This is a genomic window from Micromonospora xinjiangensis (assembly GCF_056150165.1).
Genome location: NZ_JAXCFO010000005.1, coordinates 370,697 through 388,393, shown reverse-complemented (window position 1 = coordinate 388,393; position 17,697 = coordinate 370,697). Strand labels below are relative to the sequence as shown.

The 17,697-nt window shown below is 76.0% G+C and carries 13 protein-coding genes; 11 read left to right on the top strand and 2 right to left on the bottom strand.

From position 1 onward, the window contains the following. The first annotated feature begins 37 nt into the window (after positions 1-37). The 5 genes from glnA to SM573_RS20600 all read left to right on the top strand — a co-directional run bounded on the left by glnA (position 38) and on the right by SM573_RS20600 (position 6,616). Positions 38-1,387 carry a type I glutamate--ammonia ligase gene (gene glnA, locus SM573_RS20620; protein WP_474613056.1) on the top strand — a complete coding sequence of 450 codons (1,350 nt, stop codon included), beginning with the start codon at positions 38-40 and terminating at the stop codon, positions 1,385-1,387. A 114-nt stretch (positions 1,388-1,501) separates the two neighbouring features. After that, positions 1,502-1,927 carry a DUF350 domain-containing protein gene (locus tag SM573_RS20615; protein ID WP_474613273.1) on the top strand — a complete coding sequence of 142 codons (426 nt, stop codon included), beginning with the start codon at positions 1,502-1,504 and terminating at the stop codon, positions 1,925-1,927. Positions 1,928-1,965: 38 nt separating this feature from the next. Continuing rightward, positions 1,966-2,661: a helix-turn-helix transcriptional regulator gene (locus SM573_RS20610; RefSeq protein ID WP_474613057.1), complete on the top strand. Its 696-nt coding sequence runs from the start codon at positions 1,966-1,968 to the stop codon at positions 2,659-2,661. Positions 2,662-2,841: 180 nt separating this feature from the next. Then, positions 2,842-6,192 carry an NACHT domain-containing protein gene (locus SM573_RS20605; protein WP_474616827.1) on the top strand — a complete coding sequence of 1,117 codons (3,351 nt, stop codon included), beginning with the start codon at positions 2,842-2,844 and terminating at the stop codon, positions 6,190-6,192. Between the two features lie 46 nt (positions 6,193-6,238). Beyond that, positions 6,239-6,616, top strand: a complete 378-nt coding sequence (locus tag SM573_RS20600; protein WP_474613059.1) for a VOC family protein — start codon at positions 6,239-6,241, stop codon at positions 6,614-6,616. Between the two features lie 68 nt (positions 6,617-6,684). Here SM573_RS20600 and SM573_RS20595 read toward each other — a convergent pair whose 3' ends face one another. Continuing rightward, on the bottom strand, positions 6,685-7,149 hold the full coding sequence (locus SM573_RS20595; RefSeq protein WP_474616826.1) for a hypothetical protein: 465 nt from the start codon (positions 7,147-7,149) through the stop codon (positions 6,685-6,687). A gap of 217 nt (positions 7,150-7,366) precedes the next feature. On the opposite strand from SM573_RS20595, the gene SM573_RS20590 reads away from it, so the two are divergent. Beyond that, positions 7,367-8,254 carry a Vgb family protein gene (locus tag SM573_RS20590; protein WP_474616825.1) on the top strand — a complete coding sequence of 296 codons (888 nt, stop codon included), beginning with the start codon at positions 7,367-7,369 and terminating at the stop codon, positions 8,252-8,254. A gap of 6 nt (positions 8,255-8,260) precedes the next feature. Here SM573_RS20590 and SM573_RS20585 read toward each other — a convergent pair whose 3' ends face one another. Then, on the bottom strand, positions 8,261-9,136 hold the full coding sequence (locus tag SM573_RS20585; RefSeq protein WP_474613274.1) for a S66 peptidase family protein: 876 nt from the start codon (positions 9,134-9,136) through the stop codon (positions 8,261-8,263). A gap of 170 nt (positions 9,137-9,306) precedes the next feature. On the opposite strand from SM573_RS20585, the gene SM573_RS20580 reads away from it, so the two are divergent. The 5 genes from SM573_RS20580 to mptB (SM573_RS20560) are packed head-to-tail and all read left to right on the top strand — an operon-like array spanning position 9,307 to position 17,678. Then, complete coding sequence (locus SM573_RS20580) at positions 9,307-10,074, top strand: type 1 glutamine amidotransferase (RefSeq protein WP_474613062.1); 768 nt, start codon at positions 9,307-9,309, stop codon at positions 10,072-10,074. Beyond that, positions 10,074-13,121, top strand: a complete 3,048-nt coding sequence (locus tag SM573_RS20575) for a bifunctional [glutamine synthetase] adenylyltransferase/[glutamine synthetase]-adenylyl-L-tyrosine phosphorylase (RefSeq protein WP_474613063.1) — start codon at positions 10,074-10,076, stop codon at positions 13,119-13,121. The genes SM573_RS20580 and SM573_RS20575 overlap by 1 nt, the downstream gene beginning before the upstream one ends. Further along, positions 13,033-14,679 (top strand): hypothetical protein, encoded by a 1,647-nt coding sequence (locus tag SM573_RS20570; protein ID WP_474616824.1) that lies wholly within the window; start codon positions 13,033-13,035, stop codon positions 14,677-14,679. The genes SM573_RS20575 and SM573_RS20570 overlap by 89 nt, the downstream gene beginning before the upstream one ends. A 52-nt stretch (positions 14,680-14,731) precedes the next feature. Next, the gene (mptB, locus tag SM573_RS20565; protein ID WP_474613065.1) at positions 14,732-16,135 is read left to right on the top strand and encodes a polyprenol phosphomannose-dependent alpha 1,6 mannosyltransferase MptB; all 1,404 of its coding nucleotides are present in this window, start codon (positions 14,732-14,734) and stop codon (positions 16,133-16,135) included. Positions 16,136-16,148: 13 nt separating this feature from the next. After that, complete coding sequence (gene mptB, locus SM573_RS20560) at positions 16,149-17,678, top strand: polyprenol phosphomannose-dependent alpha 1,6 mannosyltransferase MptB (RefSeq protein WP_474616823.1); 1,530 nt, start codon at positions 16,149-16,151, stop codon at positions 17,676-17,678. Positions 17,679-17,697: the final 19 nt, after the last annotated feature.

Sequence of the window (17,697 nt, the reverse complement as noted above, 5' to 3'; positions counted from 1 at the left end):
GGGCCGGTGGCGGAGACGAGTGTCACGAGGGGTGGAAGTGGACCGTCAGCAGGAGTTCGTCCTCCGTACGCTGGAAGAGCGGGACATCCGGTTTGTCCGGCTGTGGTTCACCGATGTGCTCGGCACGCTCAAGAGCGTCTCGGTCGCCCCCGCCGAGCTGGAGGCGGCGTTCGACGAGGGCATCGGCTTCGACGGCTCGGCGATCGAGGGCTTCGCCCGGGTGTTCGAGTCCGACATGGTGGCGATGCCCGACCCCACCACCTTCCAGGTGTTCCCGTTCGAGGGCGGGGTCAGCGGCGAGAGCGCGCGGATGTTCTGCGACATCCTGCTCCCCGACGGCACCCCGTCCTGGGCCGACCCGCGGCACGTGCTGCGCCGGGCGCTCTCCAAGGCCGCCGACAAGGGCTTCACCTTCTACACCCACCCCGAGATCGAGTTCTACCTGCTGGAGGACGGCGCGCAGGACGGCGCGCTGCCGACCCCGGTCGACACCGGCGGTTACTTCGACCACACCACCCACGCGGTCGCCCGCGATTTCCGGCGCCAGGCGGTGCTGGCGCTGGAGCGCATCGGCATCTCGGTGGAGTTCAGCCACCACGAGGTGGCGCCCGGCCAGCAGGAGATCGACCTGCGCTACGCCGACGCGCTCACCACCGCCGACAACATCATGACTTTCCGGCACGTGGTGAAGGAGGTGGCGCTCTCCACAGGTGTGCAGGCCACCTTCATGCCGAAGCCCTTCACCGACCAGCCGGGCAGCGGCATGCACACCCACCTGTCGCTGTTCGAGGGGGAGCGCAACGCGTTCCACGACGCCGGCGACCCGATGAAGCTCTCCAAGGTCGCGAAGTCCTTCATCGCCGGCCTGCTGGTGCACGCCCGCGAGTACACGGCGGTCACCAACCAGTGGGTCAACTCGTACAAGCGGCTCTTCCCGCTCGCGCTGCCGGACCGGATCACCGAGAGCCCGGCGTACGTCTGCTGGGGGCACCTCAACCGCTCCGCGTTGGTCCGGGTGCCCGCGTACGGCAAGCCGAACTCGGCCCGGGTCGAGGTCCGCTCGCTGGACTCGGCGACCAACCCGTACCTGGCCTTCGCGGTCCTGCTCGGCGCGGGTCTCAAGGGGATCGAGGAGGGCTACGAGCTGCCGCCGGGCGCCGAGGACGACGTGTGGTCGCTGACCAGCGCCGAGCGGCGGGCCATGGGGTACGAGGCGCTGCCCGAGAACCTGGCCGAGGCGATCGACGTGATGTCCGGGTCGGAGCTGGTCGCCGAGGTGCTCGGCGAGCACGTCTTCGACTTCTTCCTGCGCAACAAGCGGGCCGAGTGGGAGCAGTACCGCCGCGAGGTCACCCCGTACGAGCGGCAGCGCTACCTGGCGCTCTGAGGCGCACCCGGCCCAGCGCGGCGGCGCACGGGGCTGCCGGGGTGGTGCCGTCCCGCTATCGTCTCGATCACCGTGCCGGCACCCCCGCCGGCGCAGGAGGTCGGGAGGCAGCCGGTGCTGGAGGATCTGCTCAGCGGAGCCTGGCAGAGCGTCGTGTTCGGGATCGTCGGGGTCGCCCTGCTGGCGGCCGGTTTCCTGCTGGTCGACCTGCTGACGCCGGGTCGGCTGCGGGAGCTGATCTGGGTGCGGCGCAACGGCAACGCGGCCCTGCTGCTCGCCGCCAACCAGCTCGGCATCGCCGGCATCGTGTTCACCGCGATCCTGACCAGCTACAGCGACTTCGCGAAGGGGTTGGCCTCCACGGCGATCTTCGGTCTGATCGGGCTGGCCATCATGGCGCTGGCGTTCTTCGTGCTGGACCTGCTCACCCCGGGGCGGCTCGGCGAGATCATCTGCGCGGACGAGCCGCACCCGGCCGCGAAGGTCAGCGCCGCCACCCACTTCGGCGCCGCGCTGATCGTCTGCGCCTGCATCGCCTGAGGCCCGTCGGCGTCGTACCCCCGCCGTAGCCTGACGGGGTGAACCGGACCGACCGCCTCTACGCGCTGGTGGAGGAGCTGCGGGCGGTGTCGCCGCGCCCGCGCAGCGCCCGCTGGCTCGCCGCCCGCTTCGAGGTGAGCAGCCGCACCATCGAGCGCGACATCGGGGCGCTCCAGGAGTCCGGCGTGCCGATCTGGGCCGAGCCGGGCCGCGCGGGCGGCTACGTGCTCGACCGCGCCCGCACCCTGCCACCGGTCAACCTGACCCCCGGCGAGGCCGTGGCGATGGCGGTGGCCCTGCACCGGCTGCGGGGCACGCCGTTCGCCACGGCCGCCGCGGCGGCTCTGCGCAAGCTGGTCGCCGTCATGCCGCCCGCCGACGTCGCCGAGGCGCACCGGCTCGCCGGCCGGGTGCACCTCATCGGCGACGGGCCGGTGACACCCGTCCCACCCGCCGTCGCCGACGCGGTGCGCGCGGGGCGGGTGCTGCGCATCCGTTACGCCGACCGCGGCGGCGCCGACTCGCTGCGCGACGTGGAGCCGTTGGGCTACCTCGGCAATCCCCGGCACTGGTACCTGCTGGCGTGGTGCCGGCTGCGCGCCGGCGTCCGCGCCTTCCGCACCGACCGAATCCACGCCGTGACCCCGTTGGCCGAGCGGGTGCCCGAGCGGGACCTGGCCGCCGACGACCTCGACATCCCGCGGGAGCGGGTCCACCGGCTCAGCCTCGTCTGAACGCGACGACCGGGTCCGCCGGGCCGGCGGCCGGGGCGTGACGATGCGGCGAGCGCGACCGGGGCCGCCCGTGCGATCGGGCGGGATCTGCGGACAGGATCGCCGGCCCGGTCGCGTCGGGGCAGCGCCCCGGCCCGTCCACACGGCATCCTGGAGTCTCCGACGCGAGGGGAGCGCGCCGTGCCCGACGCACTCGGCTACGCCGACGCCGTACGCCTGCTCGGCGGTGGGAAGAGCCGCCTCGTCGACTGGTTCGACAAGCTGACCGCCGGGGCCCTGCTGGTCGCCGCCGTGCCGGTGCCGGCGCTGCTCGGCATCTTCGACGCCCGGGCGGAGTTCGTCCGGCTCGGTCACGAGCTGGTGCGGGGGGCGGCCGAGAGCCGGTCCGGGCTCTCCCGCTACGGGCGGACGCAGCGCCTGGAGGCGGCCCACGCGGTCATCGCGGTGACCGCGTTCTTCGAGGAGCTGGGCGAGCTGGAGCTGCCCTTCGACGCCGGTGGCCTGAGGATCGGCCGGTCCGAGCAGCTGGGGCTGGCCGGCGCCCGGCCGGCGGACGACCTCACGGCCGCCCTGTTCTCGACGGCGGCGCCGGTCCCCGGCCCGCACCTGCCCTACCCCGAGCTGCGCTCGGCTCTCGTCGACTTCTACGAGATGCTGGTGGCGGCGTTCCTCTCGTTCCTGCGCGGGCTGGCGATTGCCGACACGCTGTACGACCGGCGGTGGCGCGCGACCGAGCAGGCGCTGGCCCGGCTCCCGCACTCCGCCGCCGACCGGCACCGCGACCTGCTGACCCGGCTCGCCGCCGACTTTCCCGAGGTGTCGCTCTGGCTGCACCTGCACGAGCACGAGGCGACCCGGCAGGAGGTGCACCGCCTCTCCCTCGGGCTGGCCGAGATGCACCGCGCGCTGCGCGACCTCTCCACCGGCCGCGCGCCGGACGCGCGGCGGGTGGCCCTCGGCGCCGCGTACGCCGCCGAGCTGCGCCGGCCGGTGATCTCCTCCGGCGACGTGCCGGCCGGGCTGAGCGTGCCCACCCTCGGCGAGGCGTACGTGCCGCCGCTGTGCCGGATCGCGGAGCTGGGCCCGGACGCGCGGCCCAGCGACGAGCGCTGGTGGGCGGCCCGACCGGTCCGCGACGACCTGTGGCAGTCGCTCGTCGTCCACCTCACCTCGCCCGGCGCCACCCGGGCGCCGCTGCTGGTGCTCGGCCAGCCGGGCTCCGGCAAGTCGGTGCTGACCCGGGTCGTCGCGGCGCAGCTGCCGGCGGCCGACTTCCTCGTGGTCCGGGTGACGCTGCGCGACGTCTACGCCGCCGGTGACCTCCAGGACCAGATCGAGCAGGCGGTCCGCAACGACACGGGGGAGCGGCTCGACTGGCCCACGCTGTCCCGGTCGGCGGGGGACGCGCTCCCGGTCGTCCTGCTCGACGGCTTCGACGAGCTGCTCCAGGCGACCGGGGTCAGCCAGACCGACTACCTGCGGCGGGTGGCCGCGTTCCAGCACCGCGAGGCCGACCAGGGCCGCCCGGTGGCCGTGCTGGTCACCAGCCGCACGAGCGTCGCCGACCGGGCCCAACCGCCACCGGGCACCATCGCCGTGCGGCTGGAGCCCTTCGACGAGGCGCGGGTCGGGGCCTGGGTGCAGACCTGGAACCGGGTCAACCGGGCGGCCTTCCGGGCGCCCGGCGCGCGCCCGCTGGACCGGGAGATCGTGCTGTCGCACCGCGAGCTGGCCGAGCAGCCGCTGCTGCTGTTGATGCTCGCGCTCTACGACGCCGAGGGCGGTGACCTGCGCGAGGCCGGGGAGCTGCGACGCGGTGACCTCTACGAGCGGCTGTTGCGGCGCTTCGCCCGCCGCGAGGTGGTCAAGCAGCGCGACGGCCTGCCCGAGCGGGAGCTGGACCGGGCCGTCGAGGAGGAGCTGCGCCGGCTCGCCGTGGTGGCGTTCGCGATGTTCAACCGGGGCGTCCAGTGGGTCACCACCTCCGAACTGGACGGTGACCTCGCGGCGCTGCCCCTGGCCGGGGCGCCGGCACGCGAGCGGTCGGAGCTGCGCACGCCGTTGGCGGCGGCCGAGGTGGTGCTCGGCCGGTTCTTCTTCATCCACCGGTCCCGCGCCTCGTCGGACGAGCGTCGGCGCGAGACGTACGAGTTCCTGCACGCCACGTTCGGCGAGTACCTGGTGGCCCGGCTCACCGTGCAGGTGGTGGACGACCTGGTCGCCCGTGAGGCGGCCGCCAGCCTGTCCTGGGGCGGCGGCCCGGTCGACGACGACCTGCTGCACGCGCTGCTGTCGTACACCGTGCTGAGTACCCGGTCCACCGTGCTCGCGTTCCTCGGCGAGTGGCTGGCCGGGCGGACCGCCGCGCAGCGCGACGCCTGGTTCGACCTGCTGCTGCGCCTGTTCCGCGAGGTCCCGTACGCCGCCGGGGCGCGTCGGTTCGACGACTACCGCCCCCGGCGGCTGCGCGTGCCCGCCCGGTACGCCGCGTACGGCGCGAACCTGCTGCTGCTCGTCCTGGCCGCGGGTGGCACGGTGACCGGGCGGCGGCTGTTTCCCGAGGCGGCCGACCCGGTGGTGGAGTGGCGGGCGCAGGTGGGGCTCTGGCGTGCCCAACTCGATCCGGAGGAGTGGAAGAGTCTCAGCGACCTGCTGGCGCTGGAACGACTCGGTGAGGGCGGCGCGCGGGACATCCGGGTCTGGACGCACTACCGGCTCGGGGCGCCGCCCGAGAGCGACGTGCCGTGGCTGCTGGGGCTCCCGGCCGGACGCCCGGGGAGCGGCTGGGGCCTGTCGGGCGACGCCCTGGCCCGCCTGCGGCGCAACGCCCACCTGACCTGCGATGTGGACGCCGGCGTCGTGGTGCACAGCGTCGAGCCGCTGTTCGACAAGCTGGCGAGCGCGCTCGCGGTCTTCCACACCGGGAAGGAGGCTTCCGCCTCGGCCGCTCGCGCGTTGGTGGAGGCCTGGCTCCTGCCCCTGCGGGCGGCGACACAGCGGGAACGGCGCGAGGTGTACCTGCGCTGTGTGCGGCTGGTGGCGGCCGTGTCCGGGGTGGTGCCGGAGTGGGACCGGGCGGCGTTCCTGCGGTTGCTGTTCGACCGCCTGGCCGCCGACCGCGCGGCGTCGCCCGAGCTGGTGGCCGAGGTGCTGTCCGCCTGCCAGGTCGAGCTGCTCAAGGAGCCGGGGACGACGTACGCCCTGATGCGCTGCGTGCAGCGGGCGCTGGGCGCGAACGAGGCGACGGACCTGCGGCTCGCCCAGATCGTCAACCAGCTGATGCGCGACCGCGGCGGCCAGCTCGACGTCGCCCTGGACGACGTGACCGCCACCGTGCTGGTGCGCCTGCACGAGCGGGGGCTGGCGGACGCCTACCTCACCCCCGGGCTGCTGGTGGCCTTCGAGGGCCGGTACGGAAGGCAGCACCCCGACCTGGTGCGGCGGCTGGGCCCGCTGGCACGCGACGTGGTGACACAGCCCGGGAAACGCCGACAGGACGCTGTCGCGGACGTGGTCGAGGCTGACTCCTGAACACGGCGCCGGCCGACCGGCCGGCGCGGGGAACGGGAGGCCACACATGACCGTCAGCAACGCCGTCACCTGGTTCGAGATCGGCACCGAGCGACCCGACGAGGCGCAGCGGTTCTACGGGGAGCTGTTCGGCTGGAGCTTCACGGAGGAGGGCACCGGGGGAGCGTCGTACCGGACGACCGAGGGGGGTGCCGGTGCGGGGATCGGCGGCGCGATCCGCGGCACCGACGGGACCTCGCCGAGCTACGCGATCTTCTACGCCCAGGTGGCGGACGTCGCGGAGACCTGCCGGCGGGCCGAGGCCGCGGGCGGGAAGGTGCTGGTGCCGCCCCGCACCACGCCGACCGGGCTCACCCTCGCGCACCTGGTCGACCCGTCGGGCAACCGCCTCGGCGTCTTCACGCCACCCGCGCAGGCGGGCTGACCCGCACCGACTGCCGAGGTGGCGGTGTCCCGGTCACCGGGACACCGCCACACCGGCGTGCCGCCGGGTCAGTCGCCCTGGCGGCCGTGCCCCCAGCCACCGTGGTGGCCGCCGCGGCCCTCCGGGCCCCCCGGAAAGACGCCGGCCTCGACCGCCTTCGTGATCGCGTCGGCCTGCTCCTGGGTGAGCTTGCCGTCCTTGACCGCCTGGTCCAGCCGCTCCTTCAGGCGCGCCTGCCGGTCCTCGGCCGACGGCCGCTGCGGGCGGTCGGCCTTGTGCTGCTCGCGCAGCTTCTCGAGGGCGGCAGTCACCTTGTCGGTGGAGACGCCCAGCTCCTTGGCGAGCTGCTCGGCGAACTCCGACTGGCGGTCGGCCTTCTTCTGCTGCTGCTCACCGTCGGCGGTGGCGGCGGCGGTCGGCGTCGGAGTGCTGTCCGCGGCGAACGCCATGGTGGGCGCCGCGATCCCCACGCCGAGTACGCCCGCCGTGGCCAGACCGGCCAGCAGGTGCTTCCTTCTGATGCTGCGGGACATGGATCCTCCAGCTCGTCGGTGGTGCGATGACCTCACCGACGGTGACCAGGCCGGCTTGGCGGGACCCGTGGCGAGGCTGTCAGCCAGCTGGGAATCCCGCACCCGGACCGGACAAACGGGTTGCGGCGGTGCCGGACCGCGGGCAGGGTTGGCCGTCGGCCGGGCGGCACCCGCGCCCGCCCGGAGCGCCGACCGCGGCACGAGAGGAGCGAGCATCGTGGGAGACACCCTGATCCGGGAGATCCCGGTGGGCGAGCCGGGCGCCGGACCGTACGGCATCACCACCGGCCCGGACGGCGCGCTCTGGCTGACGCTGGTCCACGCGGGCGGCATCGCCCGCCTCGGGGCGGACGGCGAGGCCCGCACCTGGTCGCTGGACGCACCGGGCAGCCGCCCACTGATCATCACGTCCGGGCCGGACGGCGCGCTGTGGTTCACCCGCTCCGGCGACGACCGGATCGGCCGCATCAGCACCGACGGCGACCTGAGCGAGGTGGCGTTGCCGGCGGGCACCGGGCCCTGCGGCATCACCACCGGGCCGGACGGCGCGCTGTGGTTCGCCGGGATGAACTCCGACACCGTCGGCCGGGTCACCCCCGACGGCGCGGTGGACACCGTACCGCTGCCGGTGACCGGCGCGTTCCCGTCGATGCTGGCCGCCGGGCCCGACGAGGCGGTCTGGTGCACCCTCAACCAGGCGAACGCGATCGCCCGGGTCGGCGTCGACGGCGCCGTCACCGTCCACCCGCTGCCGACCCGCGACGCCGGCCCGGTCGGCATCACCGCGAGCGCCGACGGCCCGCTCTGGTTCGTGGAGATCGCCGCCGGCCAGGTCGGCCGCATCGACACCGACGGGCGGGTCCGGGAGTACGCGCTGCCGGATCCGGCCGCCCGGCCGCACGCGATCGTCGGCGACGCCGACGGCGGCGCCTGGTACACCGAGTGGGGCGGCAACCGGATCGGGCACGTCGACGCCGACGGCCGGATCGAGTCGTACGACCTGCCGACGCCGCACTCGGAACCGCACGGCCTCACGCTGGCCCCCGACGGCGGCGTCTGGGCCGCCCTCGAACCGGGCCGCGTCGCCCACCTGGCGCGCCCGTGAGGCGCGTCAGCGCACGGCGGGGGCGACGGTCAGGGTGCCCGACGCGGTGTCGAGGGTCGCGTCGGTGCCGACCGGCACGGTGAGCTGACCGACGCCGTGCCCGATCGGCAGGCCGCCGAGCACCGGCACGCCGAGATCGCCGAGGCGCTCGGCGAGCACGTCGGCGACGGTCACCGGCCAGCCGTCCGCGCAGTCGGTGAACTGGCCCACCGCGACCCCCGCCAGGGCGTCGAGCGCGCCGGACCGGCGCAGCTGGGTGAGCATCCGGTCGACCTTGTACGGCGGCTCCTGCACGTCCTCGATCAGCAGCACCGCCCCGGTCAGGTCGGGCATGTCCGGGGTGCCCACCGACGCGGCGATCAGGCAGAGGTTGCCGCCGAGCAGCGGACCGGTGGCGCGGCCGGGCACGCGGACGGCGTACGTCTCCTCCTCCGGCGCCGCGGCCACGGTCACCGGCTCGGTGGTCATCAGCGCCGCGTGCAGCGACTCGGCGGAGCGCAGCGGGGTCCGCTCGTCCGTCCACGCCGCGCCGGGACCGTGCACGCCGGCCAGCCGCGCGCCGCGCCACAGGGCGAGCTGCAACGCGGTGATGTCGGAGAAGCCGGCCACCACCTTCGGGTCCCGCCGTACGGCGGCCATGTCGACGGCGTCCACCACCCGCTGCGCGCCGTAGCCGCCGCGCGTGCAGATCACGCCGCGCACCCGCGGGTCGGCGAACGCCGCGTTGAGGTCCGCCGCCCGTAGCTCGTCCGCGCCGGCCAGGTAGCCCTCGCGGGCGTACGCGTGCGGCGCCACCACCGGGCGCAGCCCCCAGCCGGTCAGCAGCTCGATGCCCCGGGCCACCCGCTCGGGCCGGGTCGGGCCGGACGGCGAGACCAGCATCACCGTGTCGCCGGGGCGCAGCACGGGCGGGCGGAGGACGGTGCTGGCGCTGGTCACAGCGGCAGAGCCTATCCCGCCTCGGGCGGAGCCGGACCGCCACCGTCCCAGCGGGAGCGCGGCGGCCGCGAGGGAGTTCGGGGTTCGGCGGGGCACCCGATAGCCTCGACGTCGTGGCAACCGCGTTGGTGATCGAGAACGACCGGTCCGACGATCTGCGCCGGCTCGGGGAGTGGCTGACCGAGGCCGGCCTGGACCTCTGGGTGGTGCGCCCGTACGCCGGCGACGAGCTCCCCGCCGACCTGGAGGGGTACGTCGCCCTGGTGGTGCTCGGCGGGCCGCAGCAGGCGTACCCGCTGCCGGACGGCGCGCCCGGCGCCCCCTGGTTTCCCGCGTTGGAGGGCCTGCTGCGCAAGGCCGTGCGGCACCGGGTGCCGACGCTGGCCATCTGCCTCGGCGCGCAGCTGCTCGCCGCCGCGCACGCCGGCCAGGTCGAGCGCAGCCCGTCCGGGCCGGAGATCGGGCCCGCCGTCGTGGGCCGGCGGGACGCCGCCGAGCAGGACCCGCTCTTCCGCTACGTGCCGCTCATCCCGGACGTGCTCCAGTGGCACTCCGACGAGATCACCGAGCTGCCGCACGGCGCGACCCTGCTCGCCGCCTCGACCCGCTACCCGCACCAGGCGTTCCGGCTCGGCGACCGGGCCTGGGGGTTGCAGTTCCACATCGAGTGCGACACCGCGATGATCGCCGACTGGGCCACCGACTCGACGGAGCTGGCCGAGCTGGGTTACGACCCGGAGCTGGTGGTGGCCGCCTGCGCCGCGGTGATGGCCGACATCGAGGAGGTCTGGCAGCCGTTCGCGGCGCGCTTCGCGGCGCTGGCCCTCGGCGAGCTGGACGACAGCCGCATCCGCCCCGGCCTTCCGCTCCTCGGGCACTGATGGGCCGGCCGAGCAGCGCCCCCGGCCGCCTCGCCCGGTACGGCTTCGGGACCGCGCAGGGCGACGGCGGCGCCCGGGCGGCCGACCTGCTCGGCCCGGAGGGGCTCGGCCTGTGGCGGCCCGACGGCCAGGAGCCGGTCGACGAGGCGGCGGGCGAGCTGCTCGCCGCGCTCTCCCGGGCGGCCGACCCCGATCTGGCGCTGCGGCAACTGCACCGCCTCGTGGAGGGCGAGCGCCGCGCCGCCGGTGACACCGCCCGGCCGCCCGAGGGCGGCATCGGCGCCGGCTCGGCCGTGCTCGGCGAGCTGTACGCCGACGCGGGGCTGCGCCGGAGACTGGTCGCCGTGCTGGGTGCCTCCTCGGCGCTCGGCGACCACCTGGTGGCCAACCCCGACCAGTGGACGGTGCTGCGGACCGCGCCGGACGGGCTCGCCCCGACGGCGGACGGGCGGCTGGGGCGGCTCGGCGACGGCAACCCGGTCGCCGCCCTGCGGCAGGCGTACCGGCTGGCGCTGCTGCGGATCGCGGCGGCGGACCTGACCGGCGGCCGGGGGCTCGAACAGACGATGGCGGCGCTCTCCGCGCTGGCCGACGACACGTTGCGGGCGGCGTACGACATCGCGGTGGGGGAGCTGCCGGAGGGCACCGAGCCGCCGCGGCTCGCCGTGGTGGCGATGGGCAAGTGCGGTGGGGACGAGCTGAACTACGTCTCCGACGTCGACGTCATCTTCGTCGCCGCCACCGACGACGACCTCACGGCGGCCACCACGATCGCCACCCGGCTCATCCACGTCTGCGGGCTGGTGGCCTGGCCGGTGGACGCCGCGCTGCGCCCGGAGGGCAACCGCGGGCCGCTGGTGCGTACGCTCGCCAGCCACCTCGCCTACTACCGGCGCTGGGCCCGCACGTGGGAGTTCCAGGCGCTGCTGAAGGCCCGCCCGGCCGCCGGGGACCTGGCGCTCGGCCGGGAGTGGATCGACCAGCTCGGCCCGCTGGTGTGGCGGGCGGCCGAGCGGCCCGAGGCCGTCGAGGACGTCCGGGCCATGCGGCGGAAGATCATCGACAACATCCCGCCGAAGGAGCTGGAGCGCGAGATCAAGCGGGGGCCGGGCGGCCTGCGCGACATCGAGTTCGCCGTCCAGCTGCTGCAGCTCGTGCACGGCCGGGGTGACGAGTCGCTGCGCGTGCCGGGCACCATCCCCGCGCTGCGGGCGCTGGTCGCCGGCGGCTACGTGGGCCGCGCCGACGGCGAGGCGCTGCTGCGCGGCTACCGCTTCCTGCGCGGTGTCGAGCACCGGCTCCAGCTCCAAGGCCTGCGCCGCACCCACACCGTACCGACCGACCCGGCCGCCCTGCGCTGGCTCGCCGCCGCGCTCGGCTACACGGCCGCGCCGGGGCGCAGCGCCGTCGAGGCGTTCCGCGCCGAGTGGGTCACCCACGCCTCCGAGGTACGCCGGCTGCACGCCAAGCTGCTCTACCGGCCGCTGCTGGAGGCGGTCGCCCGGGTGCCCGCCGACGGTCTGCGGCTCACCCCGGAGGCGGCCCGGCACCGCCTGGAGATCCTCGGCTTCGCCGACCCGGCCGGGGCGCTGCGTCACCTCCAGGCGCTCACCGGCGGGGTGAGCCGCACGGCGGCCATCCAGCGCACCCTCCTGCCGGTGCTGCTCAGCGAGTTCGCCGACGCTCCGGAGCCGGACCGAGGTCTGCTGAACTACCGGCAGGTCTCCGACAAGCTCGGCAGCACCCCCTGGTATCTGCGCCTGCTGCGGGATTCGGGGCCGGTGGCCCGCCGGCTGGCCCGCGTGCTCTCCACCTCCCGGTACGCGGCCGACCTGCTGGCCCGCGAGCCGGAGGCGCTGCGCCTGCTGGCCGAGGAGCAGGAGCTGGCGCCCCGGCCCCGGGAGGTGCTGCACGAGGGCTTCGTCGCGGCGGCCGCCCGGCACGCCGACCCGGTCGAGGCGACCCGGGCGATCCGCGCCCTGCGCCGCCGCGAGCTGGTCCGCATCGCCTGCGCCGACGTGCTCTGCCGGGCCGGGTCGCTCGCCCCCACGGTGCCCGGTCCCGACGGCACCGGCCGCCGCGTCCCCGGGCTGACCGACGTCACGGCGGTGGGCACGGCGCTGGCCGACGTCACCGACGCCACCCTGGCCGCCGCGCTGCGCGCCGCCCGCGCCGCCCAGCCGACCCCGCCCGGGCTGCGCTTCGCGGTGATCGGCATGGGCCGCCTCGGCGGGTACGAGTCGAACTACCTCTCCGACGCCGACGTGCTCTTCGTCTACGACCCGCCGCCCGGCGGCGACGAGAGCGCGGCCAGCGCCGCCGCGCACGCGGTCGCCGAGGAGCTGCGCCGGCTGCTCGGCATGCCCGCACCGGATCCGCCGCTCGGTGTCGACGCCGACCTGCGCCCCGAGGGGCGGCAGGGCCCGCTGGTGCGCAGCCTCGCCGCGTACGCGCAGTACTACGCCCGCTGGTCGCGGGTGTGGGAGGCGCAGGCGCTGCTGCGGGCCCGGTTCGTCTGCGGCGACGCCGACCTGGGTGCCGAGTTCGAGGCGCTGGTCGACCCGGTCCGGTACCCGGCCGACGGGCTGACCCGGGAGCAGGTCGTCGAGATCCGCCGGATCAAGGCGCGGGTGGAGCACGAGCGGCTGCCGCGGGGCGCCGACCCGGCCACCCACACGAAGCTGGGCCGGGGCGGGCTCGCCGACGTCGAGTGGGCCGTGCAGCTCCTCCAGCTGCGCCACGGTGGCGCCGTGCCCGCGGTACGCGGCACGCGTACCCTCGACGCGCTCGCCGCCGCCCGGGACGCCGGCCTGGTCGACGCGGCGGACGCGGCCGCCATGGCGGCCGGCTGGACGCTCGCCGCGCAGGTGCGCAACGCGCTGATGCTGGTGCGTGGCCGGGCCGGTGACCAGCTGCCCCGGCACGGCGTGGAGCTGGCCGGCGTGGTACGACTGCTCGGTGCCGACGACCCGGGCCAGTTCCTCGACGACTACCTCCGCACCACCCGCCGCTCGCGGGCGGCGATGGAGCGGGTCCTGGACGGCTGAGCCCCGGCGCACCCCGCTCGCCGCGCTGCTCGTGTCGCTGGTGCTGGCCGCCGCGTTCCTGCTCGCCCCGCCGATGGGCACCGACCTGTCGGCGCAGGTGGCGCGGGCCGGCTTCGCGGCCGACCACGGCCTCCTCCCGGTCGACCTCTCCTGGTACGGCGGGGACAACCAGTTCGGTTACAGCCTCTTCACCCAGCTGCTCGGCGCGGCGGTCGGCGTACGCCTGGTCGGCGCCGTGGCGGCGGTGGTGTCGGCGGTGGTGCTGGCCCGGCTGCTGCGGCGCGGCGGCGCCCGCCGGCCGCTGCTCGGCGCGGTGCTCGGGGCGGTCGTGCTGGTGGGCAACCTGGCCAGCGGGCGGATCACCTTCGCCGTCGGCCTGATGTTCGGGCTGCTCGCCCTCGCCGCCGTCCACGCGTCCCGCCCGCCACGGGGGGCGCGCCTGGTGCTGGGCGCGGTGCTGGCGGCGCTAACCACCTGGGGCAGCCCGGTCGCGGGCCTCTTCCTCGGTCTGGCCGGGGGAGCGCTGCTGGTCACCGAGGCCTGGCGGGGCCGGTCCCCGCGGCGGGTGCGCGCGGAGAGCCTGGTGCTCTGCCTCGCCCCGCTGGTGGCGGTGGCGCCGATGGCGCTGCTGTTCGGCAACGGCGGCCGGCAGCCGTTCACCGCCGAGTCCATGCGGATCAACGTGGCCCTGGCCGTGGTGGTCCTCGCGCTGGTGCCGGTGCGGGTGCTGCGGGTCGGGGCGGTGCTGGCCGCGCTGCTGCTCGTCGGGGCCTACCACGTGCCGAGTCCCGTCGGCTCGAACGCGCTCCGCCTGCCGATGCTCTTCGCGCTCCCCGTCGTCGCGGCCTTCGCGCCGTTCGGCGCGCGCGCCCTGGCCGCCCTGCTCGCCGCCCTGCTCTGGTGGCAGTCGCCGGTGGTGACCGGCGACGTGACGCGGATGGGCTCCGCGCCCGCGTACGCGGCCTTCCACCGGCCGCTGCTCGACGAGATCGCCCGGCGGGCGCCGGTCGGGCGGGTCGAGGTGGTGCCGCTGCGCGACCACTGGGAGAGCGCGTACGTCGCGGCGGCCGTGCCGCTGGCCCGGGGCTGGGAGCGGCAGGTGGACGTGGCGCGCAACCCGCTCTTCTACGGCTCCCGCCTCGACGCGGCCGAGTACCGCGACTGGCTGCGCCGCAACGCGGTCGGCCTGGTGGCCGTCGCCCCGGACGAGGCCCCCGACCGGTACGCGCGGGACGAGGCGGCGCTCGTGCTCGCCGGCCAGCCGTTCCTGCGGGAGGTGGCCCGGCCGGGGCGGTGGCGGCTCTACGAGGTGCTCGACCCGACGCCGCTGGTCTCCCCGCCGGCCGCGCTCGCCGGCTCCACCCCGGCCGGGGTCCGGTTCACCGTCGACACCCCGGCCGACGTGCTGGTCCGGGTGCGCTGGTCCCGCTGGCTGTCGCTGGAGGGCGCCGACGGGTGCCTGGCACCCGGCCCGGACGACTGGACCACCGTCCGCGTGCGAACCGCCGGCCCGTACACGCTCACCAGCAGCCTGTCACCCGACGGTCACTGTTCGTAGTCGTGGACGGCCCACCCGGGGTGGCCCGACCGGGTCCTGGCAGCATGACCGGGTGCCTTCCCACCTCGCGCGCTGGATCGGTCTGGCCGGTTCGGCGCTGCTCGCCGTCGTCGCCTACCTCGGCGGCGCGATGCCCCACGGCGACCTGCGCCCCACCCCGCTCAGCATCTGGCAGGGCCCGTACGGGCCGCTGATCGTCATCGGCTGGGCGGTCGGGACCGGGGTGCTGGCGTACGCGTGGTGGTCGCTGCGCGACCGGGTGCCGTCGACCCGGTGGGCGCTGCTCACCGTCGGGCTCTGGCTGCTGCCGATGCTGGTCACGCCACCGCTGGGCAGCCGGGACGTGTACGCGTACGCCTGCCAGGGCGCCAGCTACGCCGCCGGGATCAACCCGTACGAGCAGGGTGTCTCCACGCTGCCCTGCCCCTGGCTGGACAGCATCTCCTACATCTGGCGGGACACTCCCGCCCCGTACGGGCCGCTCTTCGTGATGCTCGCCGGGGCGATCGTCAAGGTGACCGGTTCGCTGGTCGGCAGCATCGCGCTGTTCCGGCTGCTCGCGGTGGCCGGTGTGGCGCTGGCCGCCACCTGCCTGCCGGTGCTGGCCCGCCGCTGCGGCGTGCCGGCCGGCCGGGCGGTCTGGCTGGCGCTGGGCGGCCCGGTGATCGGGGTGCACCTGATCTCCGGCGCGCACAACGACGCCCTCATGGTGGGGCTGCTCGTCGCCGGGCTGGCCGTGGTGGCCGCCCGGCCGGGCCGCCCCGGCCCGCTGCTCGCCGGCGGGGTGCTCCTCGGGCTGGCCGGTGGGGTCAAGGCGACAGCCCTGGTCGTGGTGCCGTTCGCGGCGTTGGCCGCGATCGCGGGCGGCTACTCGATCCGCGCGTTGGTGCGCGACGGCGGCTGGGTCGTCGGGGGCGCGCTCGCGACCGTGGTGGGCGCGACCTTCGCCGCCGGCCTCGACTTCGGCTGGATCAGCGGCCTCGAACAGGGCGGCCTGGTGGTGGCCTGGACGTCGCCGCCCACCGCGGTCGGGCAGACGGTCGGCTACCTGGCGCTCCCGTTCGGCTGGCACGGCGACCCGCTGCCGCTCACCCGGGGCATCGGGATGGCGGTGCTGGCGGTCCTGCTGATCTGGCTCTGGTTCCGGGCCCGCACCCGCGACCCCCTCTGGCACGCGGCGCTGGCGCTCACCGCCACGGTCGCGCTCGCTCCGCTGTTCCATCCCTGGTACTGGACGTGGCCGCTGGCCGTGCTCGCGGCCACCTCCCGGCACCGCACCGGCTGGTTCACGGCGGTCGCGATCGCTTCGGCGTTCCTGGTGCTCCCGGACGGCACGGGCCTGCCCCGCTACACCAAGACCGTCGGGGCGCCGCTGATGACGCTGTTGGTGATCGTGGTGGCGGTCCGCTTGATACGTTCGGCTCGGGCGGCCCGCCGGCCGGTCGCCGTCGAGTAGGGAGGGCACGCCGGTGACCGCAGCCGGCACCCCGTCGCCCCCCACCGGGCCGCTCCCGGCCCGTGCCCGGTACGCCGGACTCGCCGGGTCGGTGCTGCTCGCCGTCGCCGGGTACCTGGGCGGGGCGTTGCCGACCGTGCGGCCGGGCGTCACACCGGTGAGCATCTGGCAGGGCAGGCACGGGCCGCTGATCCTCGGCGCGTGGCTCGTCGGGACGGCGCTGCTGGTCGGCGCCTGGTGGTCGCTGCGCCGGGGCGCCCCGTCCACCGGGTGGGCGTACCGCACGGCCGGGCTCTGGGCGCTGCCGCTGCTGGTCACCGCGCCGCTGGGCAGCCGCGACGTCTACTCGTACGCCTGCCAGGGCTGGGCGTACGCGCACGGCGTCGACCCGTACGCCGTCGGGGTGGCCGAGGCGGGCTGCCCGTGGCTGGACAGTGTCGCGCCGATCTGGCGGGACACCCCGGCACCGTACGGCCCGCTCTTCGTGCTGGTCGCCGCCGTGGCGGTGGTGCTGGGCGGTGGGTTGACCGGCACGATCGTGCTGCTGCGGCTCTTCGCGTTGGCCGGGGTGCTGCTGGCCGCGCTCTGCCTGCCGGGCCTGGCCCGGGCCGCCGGGGTGCCGACTCGCCGCGCCGCGTGGCTGCTGCTGGCCTGCCCGCTGGTCGGGGTGCACCTGCTGGCCGGCGCGCACAACGACGCCATGATGGTGGGGCTGCTCCTGCTCGGCCTGCTGGTGCTGGTGCGGCTCCCGGGTCGGCCCCGCGCGCTGCTGGTCGCCGGCGTGCTGCTGGGGCTGGCGGTCGCGGTGAAGGCCACCGCGGTGGTGGTGCTCCCGTACGCGGCGCTGGCGGCGGTGCGGGGCCGCTACACCGTGCGGGCGTTGCTGCGCGACGGCGGCCTGCTGGCCGGCGGGGTGCTCGCCGCGCTGCTGGGCGGCTCCCTGGCGTCGGGTCTCGGGCTGGGCTGGGTGGGCGGGCTGAGCCGCAGCGGGGACTCCGCGCAGTGGACGTCCCCGCCGACCGCCGTCGGCTTCGTCGTCGACTACGTCGGTGCGCTCGCCGGTCGGTCTCCGGACGCCGTCGGCGTGGCGCGGGCGGTGGCGTTGCTGCTGCTCGCCGCGCTGCTGGTGGCGCTCTGGTGGCGGGCCTGGACGGCGCTGCGGCGGCTGGGCGACGCGCGGCGGCGGATGCTCCGGCTGGCCGCGGCCCGCCCGCGCGTGACGCTGCGGGCGGCGGCGCTGGCGCTCACCGCCACCGTGGTGCTCGCCCCGGTGTTCCACCCCTGGTACGCCACCTGGCCGCTGGCGTTGCTGGCCGTCACCGCCGTCGGTCCGGGCGAGCGGACACCCCGCCTCGGGGCGCGGACCACCTGGGTCGTGCTGCCCTGCGCGGTCGTCTCGTTCCTCACCCTGCCGGACGGCACCAACCTGGCCCGCTTCACCAAGGCCCCCGGCGCGATCGCCGTGACCGCCCTGCTCCTGATCCTGCTGACCCTCCCGGCCCTGACCCCCCGCCTCCGCCCCCGCCCCCCGTCACCTCGTTGATCGACAGGTTGGCGGCGGT